We start from the raw sequence: 19,976 nt of genomic DNA, 5'->3' as shown, positions 1-19,976 counted from the left end.
CGGCGGTGCGGCGCTGCGGCGCGTGCGTTGAACCGGCCCGCGGCGAGCGCTAGCCTCCCGGGCACCGTCCGACTGAGGCGGGGAGCCGCGGTTCACCGCGGGGAATGAGGGAGGACCTCGATGGCACGATCCCGACCCACGTCGATCGCCAGCCAGGCCGCGTCGGCCGCGAAGCGGGTGCTCGGGCGTCCGGGCGCGAAGAAGACGGCCACGAAGGCGTCCCCGGCCGCTGCCACGAAGGCCACGCCCGCGAAGAAGGCGGCGCCCGCGAAGAAGGCGGCTCCTGCGAAGAAGGCGGCTCCGGCGAAGAAGGCCGCTCCCGCGAAGGCGGCGCCCGCGAAGAAGGCCTCGCCTGCGAAGGCGGCGCCTGCGAAGACGGCACCGGCGAAGAAGGCCGCTCCCGCGAAGGCGGCACCGGCGAAGAAGGCGGCGCCTGCGAAGAAGGCGGCTCCCGCGAAGGCGGCGCCCGCGAAGAAGGCGGCACCGGCGAAGAAGGCGGCTCCCGCGAAGGCGGCGCCCGCGAAGAAGGCGGCGCCTGCGAAGGCGGCACCGGCGAAGAAGGCGGCGCCCGCGAAGAAGGCGGCGCCTGCGAAGGCGGCACCGGCGAAGAAGGCGGCTCCCGCGAAGAAGGCGGCGCCTGCGAAGGCGGCACCGGCGAAGAAGGCCGCGCCCGCGAAGGCGGCACCGGCGAAGAAGGCCGCGCCTGCGAAGGCGGCTCCCGCGAAGGCGGCGCCCGCGAAGAAGGCGGCTCCCGCGAAGGCGGCACCGGCGAAGAAGACGGCTCCCGCGAAGGCGGCACCGGCGAAGAAGACGGCCCCCGCGAAGGCGACGTCCGCCACGAAGACGGCCCCGGCACCGACCCCCGCTGCGGCTCCGATTTCGGCCACCGTGGACACTTCTGGGCAGACCCCGTCGCCCACGCAGAAGGCCACCACCGTGACCCAGGCCGAGTCCGCTCCCACCCAGAAGTCCGCCGCCCGCTCCCGTGGTGCCGACGCCCTCGTCGTCAAGGAGGGCGAGGAGGCCTGGAGCAAGGCCGAGCTCGCCGAGGTCGTCGCCGAACTGCACGAGCAGCGCGACCACAGCCTCGCGATCGTCGCCGAGCAGGAGGCCGAGCTCACCGACCTCATGCGCGACTCCGGCGACGGCGCCGGCCACGACCAGGCCGACATGGGCGCCTCCAGCTTCGAGCGCGACCACGAGCTCACCGTCCTCAACAACGAGCGGGAGAAGCTGGCCCAGATCGAGCGCGCACTCGCCCGCATCGACGACGGCAGTTACGGCGTGTGCGAGTCGTGCGGCAACCCCATCGGCAAGATGCGGTTGATGGCCTTCCCGCGTGCCACACTCTGCATGACATGCAAGCAGCGGGAGGAACGTCGCTAGAGCCGGCCGGCGCCGGCCCCGTCCGGCGACCCCGCGTGATCGTGGCGGTCGTCGCCCTGCTCGCCTATGCGGTCGACGTCGTCACCAAACTGCTGGCGGTCGAGCACCTCACCGGTCGCGCCGACGTCCAGCTGGTGGGGGAGATCCTCCAGCTGCGCCTGACCCGCAACCCCGGCGCGGCGTTCAGCACCGGCACCGGCTACACCAGCGTGCTCAGCATCGCCGCGATCGTGGCGGTGATCGTCATCGTCTGGTTGAGCCGCCGGGTCCGCAACACGGTCTGGGCGTTCGCCCTCGGCCTGCTGCTGGCCGGCGTCTCGGGCAACCTCACCGACCGGCTGCTGCGCGCTCCCGGCCCGCTGCGCGGTCATGTCGTCGACTTCCTCATGCTGCCGAACTGGCCGATCTTCAACGTCGCCGACATCTGCATCAACGTGGCGGCCGGGCTGATCCTGCTCCAGGCCTTCCGCGGCGTCCGTCTCGACGGCACCCGCGCCGAGGCCGATGACGCCGATGACGCCGATGACGCCGCGGCCGGTCCTGGCGCCGCGGCCCCGGAGTCGGCCGACGCCCCCGGCGAGGTCCGGCCGTGAGCGTCGGAGCCGAGCAGCGCAGCCTCTTCGTCCCCGACGGCCTCGCCGGTGAACGGGTCGATGCCGCGATCGCGCGGATGTTCGGCCTCTCCCGCACGCGCGCGGCCGACCTGATCGCCCAGGGCCTGGTGCAGCTCGACGGGGAGACCGTCGGCAAGAGCGACCGCGTGCTGCCCGGGGCGACCCTCGAGGTCACGATCCCGAGCCTCGTCGACCCGCTCGAGGTCGTACCGGAGATCGTCGAGGGCATCAAGATCATCCACGACGACGACTCCATCGTCGTGATCGACAAGCCCGTCGGCGTCGCGGTCCACCCCTCGCCCGGCTGGTCGGGCCCCACGGTCGTCGGCCACCTCGCGGGCGCCGGCTTCCGCATCGCCACCAGCGGCGCCTCCGAGCGGCAGGGCATCGTGCAGCGCCTCGACGTCGGCACCTCGGGCGTCATGGTCATCTGCAAGTCCGAGCACGCCTACTCGGTGCTCAAGAACGCCTTCCGGCACCGCACGGTCGACAAGACCTACCACGCGCTGGTGCAGGGTCACCCCGACCCGCTGGAGGGCACGATCGACGCCCCCATCGGCCGGCACCCCAAGGCCGACTACAAGTTCGCCGTCATGGCCGACGGACGCCACTCGGTCACCCACTACGAGACCCTCGAGGCGCACCGGTTCGCCAGCCTCCTCGAGGTGCACCTCGAGACCGGACGCACCCACCAGATCCGCGTGCACATGTCGGCGCTCAAGCACCCCTGCGTCGGCGACCTGACCTACGGGGCCGACCCGAAGCTCGCCCGCCGGGTCGGCCTGGAGCGGCAGTGGCTGCATGCCGTCCGCCTGGGCTTCGAGCACCCCGACAGCGGTGAGTACGTGAGCTACGAGTCGACCTACCCCGACGATCTCGCCTCCGCCCTCGAGGTCATCCGCGGTGCCGTCTGAGGCAGCTCCGGGCGATCCCGACGAGCTCGTCCTGCGCCCCGCGCTGAGCGACGATCTGCGGCGGGTCGGTGAGCTGTTCTGGCGCACCCGGGCCGCGGCCGTCCCCGCGATGCCCCCGGTCGTGCACGAGCGGGACGACGTCCTCGCCTTCTTCGCCGGCTTCGACCTCGCCGAGCGCGACCTGTGGCTCGCCGAGGGGCCCACGGGCGACCTGCGCGGCTTCGTCGAGCTGAAGGGCGACTGGCTCGACGACCTCTACGTCGATCCGGCCCACCAGGGCGACGGCGTCGGCAGGGCCCTGCTCGAGCTGGCGATGTCGCTGCGGCCGGGCGGCTTCGAGCTGTGGGTCTTCGCCTCCAACGCCCCCGCCCGGGCCTTCTACGCCCGCCACGGCCTCATCGAGCTGGAGACCACCGACGGTTCGGGCAACGAGGAGGGCTCCCCGGACATCCGCCTGGCCTGGCCCGGCTCGGAGCCCCTGGCCTTCCTCCGCGCGCGCATCGACGAGGTCGACGACCTGCTCGGCGACCTGCTGGCCCGGCGCGCCGCGCTGACCGCCGCCGTCCAGCCGTTCAAGGCCCACCCCGGGCGCGACCCGGAACGGGAGGCGCGCTGCGCCGAGCGGGTCGCCGCACGCGTGCCCGCCCTGTCGGCCGGGGGCGTCGCCCGCATCGTCCACGCCGTCATCGAGGAGTCGTTGAGCGCCGTCGGGCGGCCCGACCCGCGGCCCGACCCGCGGCCCGACCCGAGGCTGTGAGCGGGAGGTCCGGGGAGGGGCGTAGCGGCACGGGAATTGTCGGTCCCCGATGACACGATCCACCTCGTCGGTCGCCTAGACTCGGGGCTCTTCCCCGGACCACGGGTCGCGGCGGCCGCGCCGTCCGACCCACCATCCTCGAGCAATGCGGGAGCGCGTCCGACCCATGGCGACCGGAGACTCGTTCGTCCACCTGCACGTCCACACCGAGTACTCCATGCTCGACGGTGCGTCGCTGCTCGACGGGCTGTTCACGCGCGTCTCCGATCTCGGCATGCCCGCGATCGCCATGACCGACCACGGCAACCTGCACGGCGCCTACGACTTCTACTCCAAGGCCCGCAAGTACGGCGTCCAGCCGATCATCGGCATCGAGGCCTACATCACCCCCGGCACGGCGCGCGGCGAGCGCCGCCGGGTGCGGTGGGGCAAGGGCGACATCGCCGAGGAGGGCGGTGACGACGTCGCCGGCGGCGGCGCCTACACCCACATGACCATGTGGGCCGAGAGCACTGAGGGCATGCACAACCTCTTCCGGCTCTCCTCGCGCTCGAGCCTCGAGGGCTACTTCTACAAGCCCCGCATGGACAAGGAGATCCTCGCCGAGCACAGCAAGGGCCTCATCGTCTCCACCGGCTGCCCCAGCGGCGCCATCCAGACCCGGCTGCGCCTGGGCCAGTGGGACGAGGCGGTGCAGGAGGCCGGCGAGCTCCAGGACATCTTCGGCCCTGAGAACGTCTTCCTCGAGCTCATGGACCACGGCATCTCCATCGAGAAGCGGGTCCGCGACGACCTGCTCCGCCTGGGTCGCGAGATGGGCATCCCGCCGCTGGCCACCAACGACTCGCACTACAACAACCCCGACGACGCCGCCGCCCACGACGCCCTCATCTGCGTCGCCTCCGGCAAGCGGCTCTCCGACACCAACCGGCTGAAGTTCGACGGCGGCGGCTACTACATCAAGTCCCCGGCCGAGATGCGCGAGCTGTGGGCCGTGCAGTTCGGCATGCCCGAGGCCTGCGACAACACCCTGGCGATCGCCGAGCGCTGCTCGGTGGAGTTCACCGAGTCCACCGGCGGCTACATGGCGCGCGCCGACGTGCCGGCCGGCGAGACCGAGGAGAGCTGGTTCCGCAAGGAGGTCTGGCGCGGCATCGAGATGCGCTACCCCGGCGAGCGGCTCACCGCGGAGGTTCGCGACCGCGTCGAGATGGAGCTCGGGGTCATCTCCCAGAAGGGCTACTGCGGCTACTACCTCGTGGTCGCCGACTTCATCCAGTGGGCCAAGGACAACGGCATCCGGGTCGGCCCGGGCCGTGGTTCGGGTGCGGGTTCGATCGCGGCCTACGCGCTGCGCATCACCGACCTGTGCCCGCTCGAGCACGGGCTGTTCTTCGAGCGGTTCCTCAACCCCGAGCGTCCCTCGATGCCCGACTTCGACATCGACTTCGACGACCAGCGGCGCGGCGAGGTCATCGCCTACGTCGCCGAGAAGTACGGCAGCGACAAGGTCGCGATGATCGCCACCTTCGGCCGACTGAAGTCCAAGGCCGCCATCAAGGACGCCGCCCGCGTGCTCGACCACGGCTTCGCGATCTCCGACCGCATCACCAAGGCCATGCCGCCCGACGTCATGGGCAAGGGCGTGCCGCTCAAGGAGCTGTTCAACCCCGAGCACAAGCGCTACAACGACGGCCAGGAGTTCCGGGCGCTCCACGACGCCGACGCCGACGTCCGCACGATATATCAGACGGCGCTCGGCCTCGAGGGCCAGATCCGCAACTGGGGCGTGCACGCGGCCGGCGTCATCATGTCGAGCGAGCCGCTCATCGACATCGTCCCGATCATGGCGCGCCCGCAGGACGGCGCGATCATCACCCAGTTCGACTACCCGATGTGCGAGTCGCTCGGGCTGGTCAAGATGGACTTCCTCGGCCTCTCCAACCTCCACATCCTCGAGGACGCCGTGGCCAACATCGCCGCCAACCGCGGCGAGACCGTCGTCCTGGAGGAGCTGCCGTTCGACGACCGGCCGACCTATGAGCTGATGGGCCGCGGCGACACGCTCGGCGTCTTCCAGCTCGATGGCGGCGGCATGCGGGCGCTGCTGCGCTCGATGCAGCCCGACCAGTTCGCCGACATCACCGCCGTCAGCGCGCTGTACCGCCCCGGGCCGATGGGCGCCGACTCCCACAACAAGTACGCGCACCGCAAGAACGGGCGCCAGCCGATCGAGCCGATCCACCCGGCGCTGGCCGAGGCGCTCGAGCCGGTGCTCGGCGAGACCTACGGCCTGATCGTCTACCAGGAGCAGGTGATGGCGATCGCGCAGGTGCTCGCCGGCTTCTCCCTGGGCGCCGCCGACAACATGCGCCGCGCGATGGGCAAGAAGAAGAAGGAGGAGCTCGACAAGCAGTACGCCGGGTTCCGCGACGGCATGCTCGAGCGCGGCTACCCCCAGGACGCCGTCGACACGCTGTGGGAGATCCTCGTCCCCTTCGCCGACTACGCCTTCAACAAGTCGCACTCCGCCGCCTACGGCGTCATCACCTACTGGACCGCCTACCTGAAGGCCAACTACCCCACGGAGTACATGGCCGCGCTCCTGACGTCGGTGAAGGACGACAAGGACAAGATGGCGATCTACCTGGGCGAGTGCCGGCGCATGAAGATCCAGGTGCTGCCGCCCGACGTCAACGAGTCGGCCCACGACTTCACCCCGGTCGGCACCGACATCCGCTTCGGTCTCACCGCCATCCGCAACGTCGGTGCCAACGTCGTCGACCACATCGTCGCGGCGCGTCGGGAGAAGGGGCGCTTCACTGACTTCAACGACTTCATGTCCAAGGTGCCGCTGCCGGCGTGCAACAAGCGGGTCATCGAGTCGCTCATCAAGGCCGGCGCCTTCGACGATCTCAAGCACTGCCGCCGGGCGCTGGTCGCCGTCCACGAGTCGGCGGTCGACCAGTACGTCGACATCAAGAAGAACGAGGCCATCGGCCAGGACAGCCTCTTCGGCGGCCTCGGCGACGCCGACGACAGCGGCTTCGGGGTCAGCGTCACCATCCCCGACATCGAGGAGTGGGAGAAGATGACGCTGCTGGGGCACGAGCGCGACATGCTCGGCCTCTACGTCTCCGACCACCCGCTGCTCGGCCTCGAGCACGTGCTCTCCACCGGCACCGACTGCAGCATCGGCGCCCTGCTGGCCGACGAGGAGCGCGGCGACGGCTCCCCGATCGCCGTCAGCGGGCTGGTCACCTCGGTGCAGCGCAAGATCACCAAGAAGGGCGACTCGTGGGCGATGGTGACCCTCGAGGACCTCGATGGTGCCATCGACGTGCTCTTCTTCCCGAGCGCCTACCAGCTGGTGAGCACCCATCTGACCCAGGACGCGATCATCACCGTCAAGGGCCGGCTCTCGCGCAGCAAGGACACCCCGGAGATCCACGGCCAGGAGGTCTCCCTGCCCGATCTGTCCCAGGGCAGCAACGGCCCGGTGGTCATCCGCCTGCCCCAGACCCGGGTCAACATGGCGACGGTCGATAACCTGAAGGACGTGCTGGCCACCCATCCCGGAGTCACCGAGGTGCACCTCCAGGTGCTGATGCGGGAGAAGACCGTCGTCATGCGCGTCGGCGACCGCCATCGCGTGACGCCGACCCCCGCCCTGTTCGCCGACCTCAAGCAGCTCCTGGGGCCCGGGTGTCTGACCAACTGACCGACCTCGACGCCGCGCCGGCCCCGCCGCCGCAGGTCGAGGGTGGCTCCGCCCGCTGGCGTCGGAGCCTGCTCCAGGCGCTCGTCATCGTCCTCGTCTTCGCCGCGGTCGGTGCGGCCGCCGGCTGGCTGTGGAACCACCTCTACGACGCGCCGCGCGGTATCGCCTACCAGAAGAGGTGGCTGGGGCTGGACGAGAAGGACTACCGCGACCTGTTCTCCGGCACCGCGCTCTACGCGATCATCGCCGGCCTCGCCTCACTCGTCCTCGGGGCGGTGCTCTCCTTCGTCCTCGATCGCGACGAGCTGCTGACCCTGGCGGCGGTCGTCGTCGGCGCCGGCCTCGCCGGGTGGCTCATGTACGTCGTCGGCGTCCACCTCGGCAATCCCGACCCCGACGTCGTCGCCCGCACCGCGGCCGACCGCACCCCGATCCCCGGCGACCTGCGCCTGGCCCGCTGGACCGTCGGCCTCGTCTGGCCGGCGGGCGGCGTGCTCGGCTGCGCCCTGGTCTTCTTCCTCACCACCAAGCGGCAGCGGGCCTCCTGACCGGCCCGACGGCGTCTGCGTCGACGCGATCCTGCGGTCGGCCCGGGTCGCGGTCTGGACACCCCGTCTGGACACCCCGTCTGGACCCATCGTCTGGACCGCGCGTGTCGTGTGACGCGATGTCACGCGAAGCGTGACCCAGGTCACTACCGTCAGCGGCGCTCCCTCCCGCAACGTCGGTCGGCTCAGGCTGTCCGGCGTTCCCACCTCCCAGGAGAACCGCCATGCAGAAGTCGATCCGCTCTCTCGCCCGCCTCTCGGTGGGCCTTCTCGCGCTGACCGGGGCCTCCCTGGTCGGCGTGCCGGCGGCCCAGGCCGCCGGCGGGTTCACGCAGTGTCCGTCGATCGGGGCGTCGCCCTCGTGCGGCATCCTGCTCACCTTCAACGCCGACGGCTCCGTGTCGATCATCGGCGATCCGGCTGTCGGACCCTACGACGGCATCGAGGACACCCTGGTGGGCGTCCAGAACAACTCCGGCGTGACCCTCTCCAAGGTCTCGCTCTCCTCCGACAGCGAGCCCATCTTCGGCTTCGATGGTGACGGCATCTGCGAATACACCCCCAACTCCGGGTGCGCGGCCACCGGTTACGAGGGCCCGAACACCGCATTCGTCGTCCAGGACGACTACCACGGCGACGTCCTGTTCCCGGCAGGCCTCCCGACCGGGGGTTCGACGTACTTCGCCCTCGAGGAGCGCCTGTCCGCGGCCGACATCGTGATCCCGATCGCCACGGCGTCCGGGACGGCGCTCCAGGTGGCGAGCTACAAGGCCGGTTCCACCGGCACCGTGTCGGGCACCGGTTCGCAGTCGAAGACGGCGTCTGCAGCCGGCACCCCGGCCTCCGCCCCCCAGGGTCTCGCCGCCCGCGGCGTCACCTCGACCGCCACCATCGCCGGCGGTTCGGCCCAGACCGATTCATCGGTGGGCACGGTCTCGATCCCCGGCGTCCTCTCGCTCACGGGTGTCGGCTCGACCGCGTCGGCCAGCTGCGGTGGTTCGACCGGCTCCAGCTCGTTCGGCAGCGGCACGGTCGCCGGGCGCAAGCTCACGGGGCCGGTCGTCCCGAACCGGCGCATCCCGATCGGTCCGATCGTGGTGGTGCTCAACGAGCAGATCGTCACCGCTGACGGCATCTCGGTCTCTGCGGTCCACGTCACGGGTCCGGGTCTGAACATCGTCGTCGCCCAGAGCGCCGCGAGCGTCGACTGCTGATCCGTCGACGACGGATCGGAGCCCCCGGGGATCATCCCCCGGGGGCTCCGCTGTCTCAGGGGCGACCGATCGGTGCCACCACGGCCCCGATCACGCGCACCAGATCGGTGGGGGCGAGTTCGACATCGAGTCCGCGGCGTCCGCCGGAGACCAGGATCGTGGCGTGCTCGAGTGCGGTGGCGTCGAGCACCGTCGGGTGCCGTCGCTTCTGACCGACCGGGGAGATGCCGCCCGCCACGTAGCCGGTGGCGCGCTCGGCGGCAGCGACCTCGGCCATCTGCGCCTTCGACCCGCCGACGGCCCGAGCCAGCGCCTTGAGATCGAGCTGGCCGGTGACCGGCACGATCCCGACGGTGAGGGCGCCGTCGACGCTGGCCATCAGCGTCTTGAAGACCCGCGCGGGCTCGACGCCCAAGGCAGTGGCGGCCTCCAGGCCGTAGCCGCCGGCGTCCTTCGCGCGCGGGTCGTGGGTGTAGGGGTGCAGGGTGAAGGCGACGCCGGCGGCGGTGAGGGCCAGGGTCGCCGGGGTACCGGCGGAGGTCTTCTTGACCATCAGTTCGGCGACCAGCGGGTGCGGGCGACCTGGGTGGCCGGCAGGGAGGGGATCACGTTCATCGCCCGCAGCTCCGAGCGCAGCAGCTGGGTGACGAGCACGAGGCGGTCGGTGGCGTCGTCGGCCTCGAGCAGCTCCTGCCGATCGGGCATCGGCAGCGGCGCGCAGGCGGCCAGCGTCCAGGACAGGTAGGTGGGGTCCTGGGGGAGCGAGCCGGAGAACGGATCGGCGGCGATGTCGATCATCGCGACCCGGTAGGCGGTGAAGGTGGCCCGGGCCTGCTCGACGACCTCGGGGGAGACCTGCGGGGTGGCCTCGGGCCGGGAGCGGATCTCCCCGACCGGGAAGTCGCCGGTGCTGTCGAGGTGGTCGAGCTGGATGCGTTCGAGGCCGACGGCGACGACGTCGAAGGTGCCGTCGGGGTGCGGCTCGACCTCGGTCAGCTGCACCTTCACCCCGACCCGGAACAGCGACTGGCCGCCGTGGTCGCCCACCTCGTAGCCCTCGCGGATGCCGACCGAGCCGAAGACGCGGGCCGCGGGGTCCTCGATGCGCAGGAGGTGATGGACCATCGCCCGGTAGCGGTCCTCGAAGATGCGCAGCGGCACGCTCACACCGGGGAACAGCACGGTGTTCAGGGGGAACATCGGGATCCGCTCGGTCACCGCCCCAACCTAGCCGGGCGGCGTCGCCCGGTCGCGCATCCCACCCGGCCGGACGGCCGCGGCTTGCCAGGCGGACGACGAATCGGCCCGCCGGGGCCGGGTTCGTAGAATCGGGGCCATGATCCGACGCATCGACCTGCGAGGAAGCGGTCCCGCGACCGACTACCGCGCAGCCGTGCCCCGTGCCGACTTCGACATCGAGGCCGCGGTCCCGGCGGTGCATGAGATCTGCGAGGCCGTGCGGCACCGCGGGGTCGAGGCGATCGTCGAGTTCAACGAGCGCTTCGACGGCGTCCGCACCGACGACATCCGCGTTCCGGTCGACGCCCTCCAGCAGGCGCTGGCCGACCTCGACCCGGCCATCCGCGCCGCGCTGGAGGAGTCCATCGCCCGGCTGCGCGCCACCTGCGCCCGCGAGCTGGAGACCGACGCGATCACCGACCTCGGGCCGGGCGCCCGGGTCACCCACCGCAAGGTGCCGATGAACCGCGTCGGCCTCTACGTGCCCGGCGGCCTGGCGCCGCTGGTCAGCAGCGTCGTCATGAACACCGTGCCCGCCCAGACCGCCGGCGTCCGCTCGATCGCCCTGGCCAGCCCGCCGCAGAAGGAGTTCGGCGGCCTGCCGCACCCGAGCATCCTCGCGGCCTGCGCCCTGCTCGGCGTCGAGGAGGTCTACGCTGTCGGCGGCGCCCAGGCCATCGCGATGTTCGCCTACGGCGTCGGCCCGTGCCGTCGCGTCGACCTCGTCACCGGCCCCGGCAACATCTGGGTCGTCACCGCCAAGCGGCTGCTCAAGGGCCAGGTCGGCATCGACTCCGAGGCCGGCCCCACCGAGATCGGCATCCTCGCCGACGACACCGCGGACGCCGCCCACGTGGCCGCCGACCTCATCAGCCAGGCCGAGCACGACCCGCTCGCGGCCGCCGTCTTGGTGACGCCGAGCGAGTCGCTGGCCGACGACGTCGTCGCCGAGCTCGACAAGCAGGTGGCCGTCACCCGGCACGTCGAGCGGGTGCGCACCGCATTGTCGGGCAAGCAGTCGGCGATCGTGCTGGTCGACGACCTCGAGCAGGGCCTCGCCGTCATCGACGCCTACGCCGCCGAGCACCTGGAGATCCAGACCGCCGACGCCGCCGCCTGGGCCGCCCGGGTCACCAACGCCGGCGCGATCTTCGTCGGCTCGCACGCCCCGGTCAGCCTCGGCGACTACTGCGCCGGCTCCAACCACGTGCTGCCGACGGCCGGTTGCGCCTGCCACTCCTCGGGCCTGTCGGTGCGGGCGTTCACCAAGTCGATCCACGTCATCGAGTACGACCGCGAGGGCCTGGCCGCCGTCGCCGACCACGTCGTGACGCTCGCCGAGGCCGAGGACCTTCCCGGCCACGGCGCCGCCGTCCGCGTGCGCTTCGCCGACTGACGCAGGGGAGTGCGATGACCTTCCCCCCGCTGCGCGAGGACCTGCGCGGCCTCGAACCCTACGGTGCGCCCCAGCTCGATGTGCCGGTGCAGCTCAACGTCAACGAGAACCCCTACGGGCCCTCGGCGGCGTGCATCGCCGACATCGCCGCGTCGGTGGCCCAGGCGGCGGCGTCCCTCAACCGCTACCCCGACCGCGAGTTCGTCGAGCTGCGCGCCGGGTTGGCGACCTACCTGAGCCGCGACACCGCCGCGGCCGGATGGTCGATCACCCCCGAGCAGGTGTGGGCGGCCAACGGGTCGAACGAGGTGATGCTCCAGCTGCTCCAGGCCTTCGGGGGCCCTGGGCGCACCGCGATCAGCTTCGCGCCGACCTACTCGATGTACCCCGAGTACGCCCGCGACACCCACACCCGCTGGGTGCAGGGACGCCGTGCCGAGGACTTCTCCCTCGACCTCGACGCCGCCCGTGCGCTGGTCGAGGCCGAGCGGCCCAGCGTCGTCCTGCTCCCGAGCCCGAACAACCCCACCGGCACCGCGCTGCCGCCGGACGCCGTGGGCGTGCTGTGCGAGGCCGTCGGCGAGGCCGGCATCGTCGTGGTCGACGAGGCGTACGGCGAGTTCCGGCGCGCCGACACCCTGAGCGCGCTCGAGCTGCTGCCGACCCACCGCAACCTCGTGGTCACCCGCACGATGAGCAAGGCGTTCGCCGGTGCCGGTCTGCGGCTGGGCTACCTGGCCGCCGACTCGGCGATCTGCGACGCCATCCGCGTCGTCCGGCTGCCCTACCACCTCTCCGCGGTCACCCAGGCCACGGCGCTGGCGGCGCTGCGGCACACCGAGGAGCTGCTCGGCCAGGTCGACACGCTGCGGGCCGAGCGCGACCGCACCGTCGCCTGGCTGCGGTCGGAGGGGCTGACCGTGGCCGACTCCGACGCCAATTTCTGTTTGTTCGGCACGTTCGCCGACCGCCATGCTGTGTGGCGCGGCCTGCTCGACCGAGGGGTGCTCATCCGCGAGGTGGGTCCCGAGGGTTGGCTGCGGGTGTCGATCGGCACCCCCGAGGAGATGGCCGCGTTCCGTGAGGCGCTGGTCGAGGTGAGGAGAGAGCTGTGAGCCGTACCGCGCGCATCGAGCGGGAGACCAAGGAGTCGAAGGTGCTCGTCGAGGTCGACCTCGACGGCACCGGGCGCCACGAGGTCTCCACCGGGGTCGGCTTCTACGACCACATGCTCTCCTCCTTCTCCCGCCACGCGCTCGTCGACCTCGTCGTGCGCGTCGAGGGCGACGTCCACATCGACGCCCACCACACGGTCGAGGACACCGCGATCGTGCTCGGCCAGGCGCTGCGCGAGGCGCTCGGCGACAAGTCCGGCGTGCGCCGCTTCGGCGACGCCACCGTGCCGCTCGACGAGGCGCTCGTGCAGGCCGTCGTCGACGTCTCGGGTCGCCCCTACTGCGTGCACACCGGCGAGCCCGAGGGCCAGCAGTACGTCGTCCTCGGCGGCAGCGGCGTCGGCTACCTGGGCTCGCTGACCCGCCACGTCTTCGAGACCATCGCCTTCCACGCCCACCTGGCGCTGCACGTGCGGGTGCTGGCCGGCCGCGAGCCGCACCACATCGTCGAGACCCAGTTCAAGGCCTTCGCCCGGGCGCTCCGCGACGCGATCGCGATCGACCCGCGCGAGACCGGCGTCCCCTCCACCAAGGGCCTCCTCTGAACTCCCCGAAGGTCGTCGTCCTCGACTACGGCAGCGGCAACCTGCGCTCGGCCGTCCGGGCCGTCGAGCGGGCCGGTGCCGAGGTCGAGCTGACCTCCGACTTCCAGACGGCCCTGGACGCCGACGGCCTGCTCGTGCCGGGCGTCGGCGCCTACGCCGCCTGCATGGCGGGCCTGCGTGCGATCAAGGGCGAGCGCATCATCGGACGCCGCCTGGCCGGCGGCCGCCCGGTGCTCGGCATCTGCGTGGGCATGCAGATCCTCTTCGAGCGTGGGGTCGAGCACGGCGTCGAGACCGAGGGCTGTGACGAGTGGCCCGGCGTGGTCGAGCGGCTCCAGGCGCCGGTCGTGCCGCACATGGGGTGGAACACCGTCGAGGTGCCCACCGGCACCACGATGTTCGCCGGCATCGAGGACGAGCGCTTCTACTTCGTGCACTCCTACGGGGTGCGGGAGTGGACCCTCGTCACCAACGACCGCACCCGTCCGCCGCTGGTCACCTGGGCCGAGCACGGTCCGGAGGGCGAGGCCGACCGGTTCGTCGCCGCCGTCGAGAACGGCCCGCTGTGGGCCACCCAGTTCCACCCCGAGAAGTCCGGTGACGCCGGCGCGGCCCTGCTCCGTAACTGGGTCGCGACCCTCTGAGGCCGAGGGCACGACGATGGCGAAGGAACGGGCGCGCCGACGCGCCGAGCGGGAGCAGCAGGCCGCCCTGCTCGCTGCCGCCCGCGCGGCGGAGGCCGAGCGACGGGAGCGTCGCGAGGCCCGGCGCCGCCGGGTGACCCGGTTCCTGCCGCGCCGCGCCCGCACCGGCCGCCCGGACGGCGTCCTGGCGCAGCGGCGTCGTCGTCAGACCGTCGTCCTGGCCCTGCTGCTGGTGCTCGTCAACCTGCTCGTCGTCGCGTTCACGAACACGTGGTCGCCGCGCGTGCTCGCGCTGGTGGTCTCCCTGCTGGCCGCCCCCATGCTCCACACCGTCCTGTTCCGCCGCACCTGAGTCGAAGAGATCCCATGACCTACCTCCAGCTCCTGCCCGCCGTCGACATCACCGAGGGCCAGGCGGTCCAGCTCACCCAGGGCGTCGCCGGTTCCGAGCGCGCCTACGGCGACCCCATCGCCGCGGCCCGGCGCTGGCAGGACGCCGGCGCCGAGTGGCTGCACCTCGTCGACCTCGACGCCGCCTTCGGGCGCGGCTCCAACCGTGAGCTCCAGGCCGAGATCGTGGGCCGGCTCGACATCCAGGTCGAGATGAGCGGCGGCATCCGCGACGACGAGTCGCTGGCCGCGGCGCTGGCCACGGGCTGCCGCCGGGTCAACATCGGCACCGCCGCGCTCGAGCAGCCCGAGTGGTGCGCTCGGATCATCGCCGAGCACGGCGACCGCATCGCCATCGGCCTCGACGTGCGGGGCCGCACCCTCGCCGCGCGCGGCTGGACCCGCGAGGGCGGCGACCTCTACGAGACCCTCGCCCGCCTCGACTCCGAGGGCTGCGCGCGCTACGTCGTCACCGACGTCAACAAGGACGGCATGCTCCAGGGCCCGAACCTGCAGCTGCTGAAGGACGTCTGCGCCGCCACCGAGGCGCCCGTGATCGCCTCGGGCGGCGTCACGACCCTCGACGACATCCGGGCGCTCATGGACCTCGTGCCGGTCGGCGTCGAGGGCGCCATCGCGGGCACTGCGCTCTACGAGGGCCGCTTCACCCTCGAGGACGCGCTCGCGCTGACCCAGGGCAGCGGATCGTGAGCCTCGCCGTCCGGGTCATCCCCTGCCTCGACGTCGACGGCGGTCGCGTCGTCAAGGGCGTGAACTTCACCGAGCTGCGTGACGCCGGCGACCCGGTCGAGCTGGCCCGGCTCTACGACGCCGAGGGCGCCGACGAGCTGACCTTCCTCGACATCTCCGCCTCCCACCAGGGCCGCGCCACGACGATGGAGATCGTCTCGAAGTGCGCCGAGGAGGTCTTCATCCCGCTCACCGTCGGCGGCGGCGTCGCCTCGGTCGAGGACGTCGACCGGCTGCTGCGCGCGGGTGCCGACAAGGTCGGCGTCAACACGGCCGCGATCCGGCGTCCCGAGCTGGTCGCCGAGATCGCCGACCGCTTCGGCAACCAGGTGCTGGTGCTCTCCCTCGACGCCCGCCGGGTGCCCGCCGGGGGAGCGCCCACCGACTCCGGCTTCGAGGTCACCACGCACGGCGGTCGGCAGTCGGCCGGCATCGACGCCCTGGCCTGGGCCGTGCGGGCCGCCGAGCTCGGCGCCGGGGAGATCCTGCTGAACTCCATGGACGCCGACGGCACCCGCGACGGCTTCGACCTCGAGCTCATCGAGGCGGTGCGCCGCGAGGTGTCGGTGCCGGTGATCGCCTCCGGCGGCGCCGGGGCGGCCGAGCACTTCGCCCCCGCGGTCGACGCCGGTGCCGATGCCGTGCTGGCGGCCTCGGTGTTCCACTTCGGGACGCTGTCGATCCGCGAGGTCAAGCAGGCGCTCGCCGCAGGCGGTCACCCCGTCCGGTGACCGGTCAGGGCCGTTTCGCCCGCCGGTCGACCAGCACGACGTCGGAGTTCGCGTTGGTGTCGGTCGAGCGGGTGAGGTCGGAGGCGTAGGTCTCCACCGCGACGTACCGGGCACCCGACGACAGCCCCAGCGCGGCGCTGTCGCCGTCGGCCTCGAAACCGGCCGGGGTCAGGCTGATCCGGCTCACCAGGCCGGTATCGAGGCGCCGCACGTAGGTCTCGTTGCCGCCCGAGGTGTGCGGGCCGGGGAGGGCACGCGATCTGCTCGCCGTCGTGAAGGCGACGTAGCGTCCGGTGGGGTCGAGGACCGGGTAGAAGCCGCCGTACCCGCGGCCGCTCGCCCCGCTGACCAGGCGGATCGACGTCGTCGCGCGGCGTCCCAGGGTGGCGAGGACGACGTTGGTCTGGCCCGGTCGGATGCGGGTGCCGGGCACGAGGTCGCTCGCCTCGGTCGCGAAGGCGACCCGGCGGCCGGCGTCGTCGATGGAGGGGTAGCTGGAGGATTCGTCGCCCACCCGCCCGCGGCGTCCGCTGACGAGGTGCTGGCTCCCGTTGCGGCGCTCCCACCAGAGCACCTGGACCCGACCGCTCGCGCGGGCGCCGCGTACCAGGTCGGTGGCGGCCGTGGTGTAGGCGACCCGCGCCCCGTTGCGCGAGACCGAGGGCGCGAAGCTCGAGTCGTTCCCGGGGCCCTTGCCGGGGCGCCGCGAGACCAGGCGGGTGCGGCCGGTCTGCAGGTCGCGGAGGAACACGTCGGTGCGGGCGTTGGTGTCGCTGACGCCGGCCACCAGGTCGTCGGCGATCGAGGAGAAGGCGACGTAGCGACCGTCGGGGGAGATGTCGGCCTCGGACGACGCGTCGTCGCCGGGCGCGCCGGACGGCGTCGCAGACACCAGCACCACCGCGCCGCCACCGGCCGGATCCCGTTCCCAGACGAAGACGTCCTCGCGGCCGTTGCTGTCGCCCGGCACGAGATTGGTGGCGGCGGAGCGGAAGACGACGAAGGATCCGTCGGCGGAGATCGCGAGGGCCGCGCTCCGGCCGTCGGCAGACCCGATGACCCCGTTGTTCGAGATCTGCTCGATGGAGCCGTCGGCCCGGTCGTAGAGGAACGCGTCGTCGAGGCCGTTGCCGTCGCCGGTGACCAGGTCGTCGGCGCCGGAGGTGAAGGCCACGTAGCGGCCGTCGGCGGAGATCGACGGGGAGGCAGCTCCCCGCGACGGCGCCTCGCCGGTGGGCAGGTGGCTCACCAGCACGCCCTGCGGCACGCGGGGTGCGTAGGCGACCGGTCGGCTCACCGAGCTCGTGAGACCGCCTCCCGCCGGCGCGAGCACCCGCAGGACGGCGTCGTGCGCCCGCATCCGGAAGCGCACTCGGCCGGCGGCGTCGCTGCGGGCCCGGTCGAGGGCCCTCCACCCGCCGGTGCCGGTGCGCTCCTGGAGGACGCCGATCCGCGACCGTCCGCCGGGCAGGCGGCTCGCGACGGTCAGGGTCTCCCCGGCGACCGCCGTCGCGGGGGAGAACGCCGGTGGTGTGGGCCGTGCGGCAGCGGAGGTCGCGGGCTCCGCGAGGAAGCCCGCGAGGAGGGCGACGGACGCCGCGAGGACGGCGCCGAGGCGGCGCCGCGAGCGACGGCTCGGGAGGGGGAGGGGGCCGGGCATGGGGAGGCCTTCCGGGTTAGCGGGCGGGGGCGCGCAGGTCGACGAGCGCGACGTCCATGACGCCGTTCGCGTCGGGCAGCGGCACCAGGTCCGTGGCGTAGGTGCCGACCACGAGATACCGCCCGCCTGCGGAGAGCCCGAGGATGCGGTTGTCGTCGTCGGTGCTGCGGCCATCGGGGGTCGTGGTGGTGCGCCAGGTGCGTCCGATGTCGAGGCGTCGCATGTAGACCTCGTCGCCCGCGCGTGTGTGCGGGCCGGGCAGGAGCGGCGAACTGGACTCGAAGGCCACGAACCGACCCGTCCCGTCCACGCTCTGGCCGGGCGTCGGGTAGCCGTCGACCGGGGTGCCGTCGGCGGCGACGCTCACGGTCGCGAGGTCCACGACCTGCTTCGCGCCGAGGGTCGCCACCACGACGGTGGGCAGCCGGGACACGCCGTCGCTCGTGAGGTCGCCGGCACGGGTACCGAACACCAGCACCCGCCCGGCGTCGTCGAGGGTGGGCGCGTAGGAGTCCTCGTCGCCGCCGGCGCCGGACGGGCCGCGGGAGGCGAGGCGGGTGCGGTCGCTCGCGGCGTCCCACCACACGACGTCGGTGCTGGCCACCCGGTTGCCGGCCACGAGGTCGGTGGCCTCGGTGGTGTAGGCGACGCGTCGGCCGTCCGCCGAGACGCTCGCCTCGTAGCTCGACCCGTTCGCGCTGACCCCGGCGGCGGTGTGGGAGATCAGGCGTGTGCGCCCCGTGGCCAGGTCCCGGAGGAACACGTCGGCCGTGGGTCCGTTGGCATCGGACGGCGCCAGATCGGTGGCGGTCGAGCTGAAGACCGCGTAGCGCCCGTCGGCGGAGAGGTCCTCGCCGTAGGAGGAGCCGTTGCCTCCGATGCCGCCCGGTCCGGCGGAGACCAAGGAGAAGGAGGGCCCCTCCCGGCGGTAGGCGACGACGTGGGAGACCGATGTCGCGGCGCCCGAGACGAGATTGGTTGCGAGGGTCGTGAAGAGCACGGTCGAACCGTCGGCCGAGATCACCGGATCCGAGCTGGAGCCGTTGGCCTGTGAGCCGTCGAGCGCCACCGAGATCCGCGTCGTCGTCCCGGTCCGGAGGTCTCGGAGGAACACGTCGGCGACCCCGTTGGTGTCGCCGGACACCAGGTCGCTCGCTGAGGAGGAGAACGCTACCCACCGGCCGTCGCGTGACACCGAGGCGTCGGTGGATCGGGCGTTGCCGGTCGACCCGCCGGCGGTGGCGCTGACCAGACCGGCCACGGGCTCGCGCGGCACGTAGGTGAGGGTCTCGCTGCTGGAGGCGGGGAGCCCGCCCGATGCCGGCGCCGTCACACGCAGGACGGCCACGTGCGCCGTGGTGGGCAACCGCACCCGGCCGCGGGAGTCGCTCGTGGCCCTGGCGATCGTGCGCCACACCGAGGTGGCGCTCTTCTCCTGGAGGAGGGCGGGGCGCGCCCGGCGTCCGGGCAAGGTGCTCGTGACGACGATCGGCTCACCGGTGAGCGCGAGAGCGGGCGCGATCACCGGCGGTGTCGGCTGCGGTGCGGCGGCCCCCGAGGGGCCTGCTCCCACCAGCGGCGTCACGACCAGCGTCGTCACCGCGGCCAGCGGCGTCAGCATGCGCGCGAGCCGGCGCGCCCGCGGGCCCCCGACCATCTCAGTGCCCGAGCTCGATGTACTCGGCGAGCACGAGGCTCGACTCGTCGACCGGGTACCAGCTCAGCGTGATCGAGTCGCCCCCGCGCTGGAAGATCCGGTTGGTGTCCATGGAGATGTCGGCCTGGTAGGCCCACCCGGCGTCGTCGAGGATCTGCGTCCAGGCGTCGGCGGCCGCCGTGCCGTCGCTGCCGGGCACCACGACCTCGACGTTGAAGGTGTCGTTGCCCTCGTCGGACGCCGTCTGCACAGTGCCCTCCGGCACCGGGACGTCGTCGGGCAGTCCCGGGGGGAGCGCGCTGCGGTCGGTGGTGGTCACGATGCCGTCGGCGGTGTCGGTGTCGGTGTCGGCGCCCGTGTCGCCCGTGTCGCCGGCGTCGGTCGAGGGGTCGGCCGAGGCGTCGGTCGCGGGAGCGGTCGAGGCGGGGCTGTCGGCGGCCGGCCCGGCGTCCGAGGCGTCGTCGGAACCCGAGCAACCGGCGGCGCCGCCCGCGACGAGCACGACGGTGGCGAGGGCGGCGAGATGCCGCCGCGAGGGGAGTGATCGCATACATCCACCGTCGTGCCCCGCCCGGCGCACCCTCAAGGCGTCCGGGTCTCACAGAGGTCTCACCCTGGGAGTCCGCTGTGCGCCA

General features: G+C 72.5%; 20 protein-coding genes. 14 read left to right on the top strand and 6 right to left on the bottom strand.

The annotated features are described in order from the left end of the window. Positions 1–92: 92 nt before the first annotated feature. A complete protein-coding gene (locus ABD671_RS00845) occupies positions 93–887 on the bottom strand; it encodes a hypothetical protein (protein WP_344731292.1) in 795 nt (264 codons plus the stop codon). Positions 888–936: 49 nt separating this feature from the next. Here ABD671_RS00845 and ABD671_RS00840 point away from each other — a divergent pair, with 49 nt between their 5' ends. The 7 genes from ABD671_RS00840 to ABD671_RS00810 all read left to right on the top strand — a co-directional run bounded on the left by ABD671_RS00840 (position 937) and on the right by ABD671_RS00810 (position 9,154). Next, positions 937–1,386: a TraR/DksA family transcriptional regulator gene (locus ABD671_RS00840; protein WP_344731291.1), complete on the top strand. Its 450-nt coding sequence runs from the start codon at positions 937–939 to the stop codon at positions 1,384–1,386. Positions 1,387–1,421: 35 nt separating this feature from the next. Beyond that, a complete protein-coding gene (lspA, locus tag ABD671_RS00835) occupies positions 1,422–1,979 on the top strand; it encodes a signal peptidase II (RefSeq protein ID WP_344731290.1) in 558 nt (185 codons plus the stop codon). Continuing rightward, positions 1,976–2,914, top strand: a complete 939-nt coding sequence (locus ABD671_RS00830; RefSeq protein WP_344731289.1) for an RluA family pseudouridine synthase — start codon at positions 1,976–1,978, stop codon at positions 2,912–2,914. The genes lspA and ABD671_RS00830 overlap by 4 nt, the downstream gene beginning before the upstream one ends. Further along, positions 2,904–3,671 carry a GNAT family N-acetyltransferase gene (locus tag ABD671_RS00825; protein WP_344731288.1) on the top strand — a complete coding sequence of 256 codons (768 nt, stop codon included), beginning with the start codon at positions 2,904–2,906 and terminating at the stop codon, positions 3,669–3,671. The genes ABD671_RS00830 and ABD671_RS00825 overlap by 11 nt, the downstream gene beginning before the upstream one ends. 166 nt (positions 3,672–3,837) lie before the next feature. Next, positions 3,838–7,392, top strand: coding sequence for a DNA polymerase III subunit alpha (dnaE, locus tag ABD671_RS00820; protein WP_344731287.1), 3,555 nt, complete (start codon positions 3,838–3,840; stop codon positions 7,390–7,392). Next, on the top strand, positions 7,377–7,940 hold the full coding sequence (locus ABD671_RS00815; protein WP_344731285.1) for a hypothetical protein: 564 nt from the start codon (positions 7,377–7,379) through the stop codon (positions 7,938–7,940). Before dnaE ends, ABD671_RS00815 begins: the two co-directional genes overlap by 16 nt. A gap of 224 nt (positions 7,941–8,164) precedes the next feature. Further along, positions 8,165–9,154 carry a choice-of-anchor P family protein gene (locus tag ABD671_RS00810; RefSeq protein ID WP_344731284.1) on the top strand — a complete coding sequence of 330 codons (990 nt, stop codon included), beginning with the start codon at positions 8,165–8,167 and terminating at the stop codon, positions 9,152–9,154. 55 nt (positions 9,155–9,209) lie between these two features. Here the strand turns inward: ABD671_RS00810 and ybaK are convergent, their stop codons facing one another. After that, on the bottom strand, positions 9,210–9,707 hold the full coding sequence (gene ybaK / locus ABD671_RS00805; RefSeq protein ID WP_344731282.1) for a Cys-tRNA(Pro) deacylase: 498 nt from the start codon (positions 9,705–9,707) through the stop codon (positions 9,210–9,212). After that, positions 9,707–10,372 (bottom strand): LON peptidase substrate-binding domain-containing protein, encoded by a 666-nt coding sequence (locus ABD671_RS00800; RefSeq protein ID WP_344731280.1) that lies wholly within the window; start codon positions 10,370–10,372, stop codon positions 9,707–9,709. The genes ybaK and ABD671_RS00800 overlap by 1 nt, the downstream gene beginning before the upstream one ends. Positions 10,373–10,490: 118 nt before the next feature. Here ABD671_RS00800 and hisD point away from each other — a divergent pair, with 118 nt between their 5' ends. From hisD to hisF, 7 genes are read left to right on the top strand one after another with little or no spacing between them, the layout of a single operon-like run. After that, a complete protein-coding gene (gene hisD / locus ABD671_RS00795; protein ID WP_344731279.1) occupies positions 10,491–11,789 on the top strand; it encodes a histidinol dehydrogenase in 1,299 nt (432 codons plus the stop codon). Between the two features lie 14 nt (positions 11,790–11,803). Beyond that, positions 11,804–12,904 (top strand): histidinol-phosphate transaminase, encoded by a 1,101-nt coding sequence (locus ABD671_RS00790; RefSeq protein WP_344731278.1) that lies wholly within the window; start codon positions 11,804–11,806, stop codon positions 12,902–12,904. After that, positions 12,901–13,509, top strand: a complete 609-nt coding sequence (hisB, locus tag ABD671_RS00785; protein WP_344731277.1) for an imidazoleglycerol-phosphate dehydratase HisB — start codon at positions 12,901–12,903, stop codon at positions 13,507–13,509. The genes ABD671_RS00790 and hisB overlap by 4 nt, the downstream gene beginning before the upstream one ends. Continuing rightward, positions 13,506–14,153: an imidazole glycerol phosphate synthase subunit HisH gene (hisH, locus tag ABD671_RS00780; protein WP_344731451.1), complete on the top strand. Its 648-nt coding sequence runs from the start codon at positions 13,506–13,508 to the stop codon at positions 14,151–14,153. Before hisB ends, hisH begins: the two co-directional genes overlap by 4 nt. Before the next feature lie 16 nt (positions 14,154–14,169). Further along, positions 14,170–14,505, top strand: coding sequence for a hypothetical protein (locus ABD671_RS00775; protein WP_344731276.1), 336 nt, complete (start codon positions 14,170–14,172; stop codon positions 14,503–14,505). A gap of 14 nt (positions 14,506–14,519) precedes the next feature. Next, positions 14,520–15,254 carry a bifunctional 1-(5-phosphoribosyl)-5-((5-phosphoribosylamino)methylideneamino)imidazole-4-carboxamide isomerase/phosphoribosylanthranilate isomerase PriA gene (gene priA, locus ABD671_RS00770; protein ID WP_344731275.1) on the top strand — a complete coding sequence of 245 codons (735 nt, stop codon included), beginning with the start codon at positions 14,520–14,522 and terminating at the stop codon, positions 15,252–15,254. Further along, positions 15,251–16,024, top strand: a complete 774-nt coding sequence (hisF, locus tag ABD671_RS00765; protein WP_344731274.1) for an imidazole glycerol phosphate synthase subunit HisF — start codon at positions 15,251–15,253, stop codon at positions 16,022–16,024. Before priA ends, hisF begins: the two co-directional genes overlap by 4 nt. 4 nt (positions 16,025–16,028) lie before the next feature. On the opposite strand, the gene ABD671_RS00760 is transcribed toward hisF, so the two are convergent. From ABD671_RS00760 to ABD671_RS00750, 3 genes are read right to left on the bottom strand one after another with little or no spacing between them, the layout of a single operon-like run. After that, complete coding sequence (locus tag ABD671_RS00760) at positions 16,029–17,684, bottom strand: TolB-like translocation protein (protein ID WP_344731273.1); 1,656 nt, start codon at positions 17,682–17,684, stop codon at positions 16,029–16,031. 16 nt (positions 17,685–17,700) lie between these two features. Continuing rightward, positions 17,701–19,305, bottom strand: coding sequence for a TolB family protein (locus ABD671_RS00755; protein ID WP_344731272.1), 1,605 nt, complete (start codon positions 19,303–19,305; stop codon positions 17,701–17,703). Positions 19,306–19,342: 37 nt separating this feature from the next. Then, complete coding sequence (locus ABD671_RS00750; RefSeq protein WP_344731271.1) at positions 19,343–19,891, bottom strand: hypothetical protein; 549 nt, start codon at positions 19,889–19,891, stop codon at positions 19,343–19,345. Between the last annotated feature and the right edge of the window lie 85 nt (positions 19,892–19,976).

It is taken from the genome of Nocardioides fonticola (genome assembly GCF_039536805.1).
Taxonomy (GTDB): Bacteria; Actinomycetota; Actinomycetes; order Propionibacteriales; family Nocardioidaceae; genus Nocardioides; species Nocardioides fonticola.
This window is presented reverse-complemented; position numbering and strand designations above follow the sequence as displayed.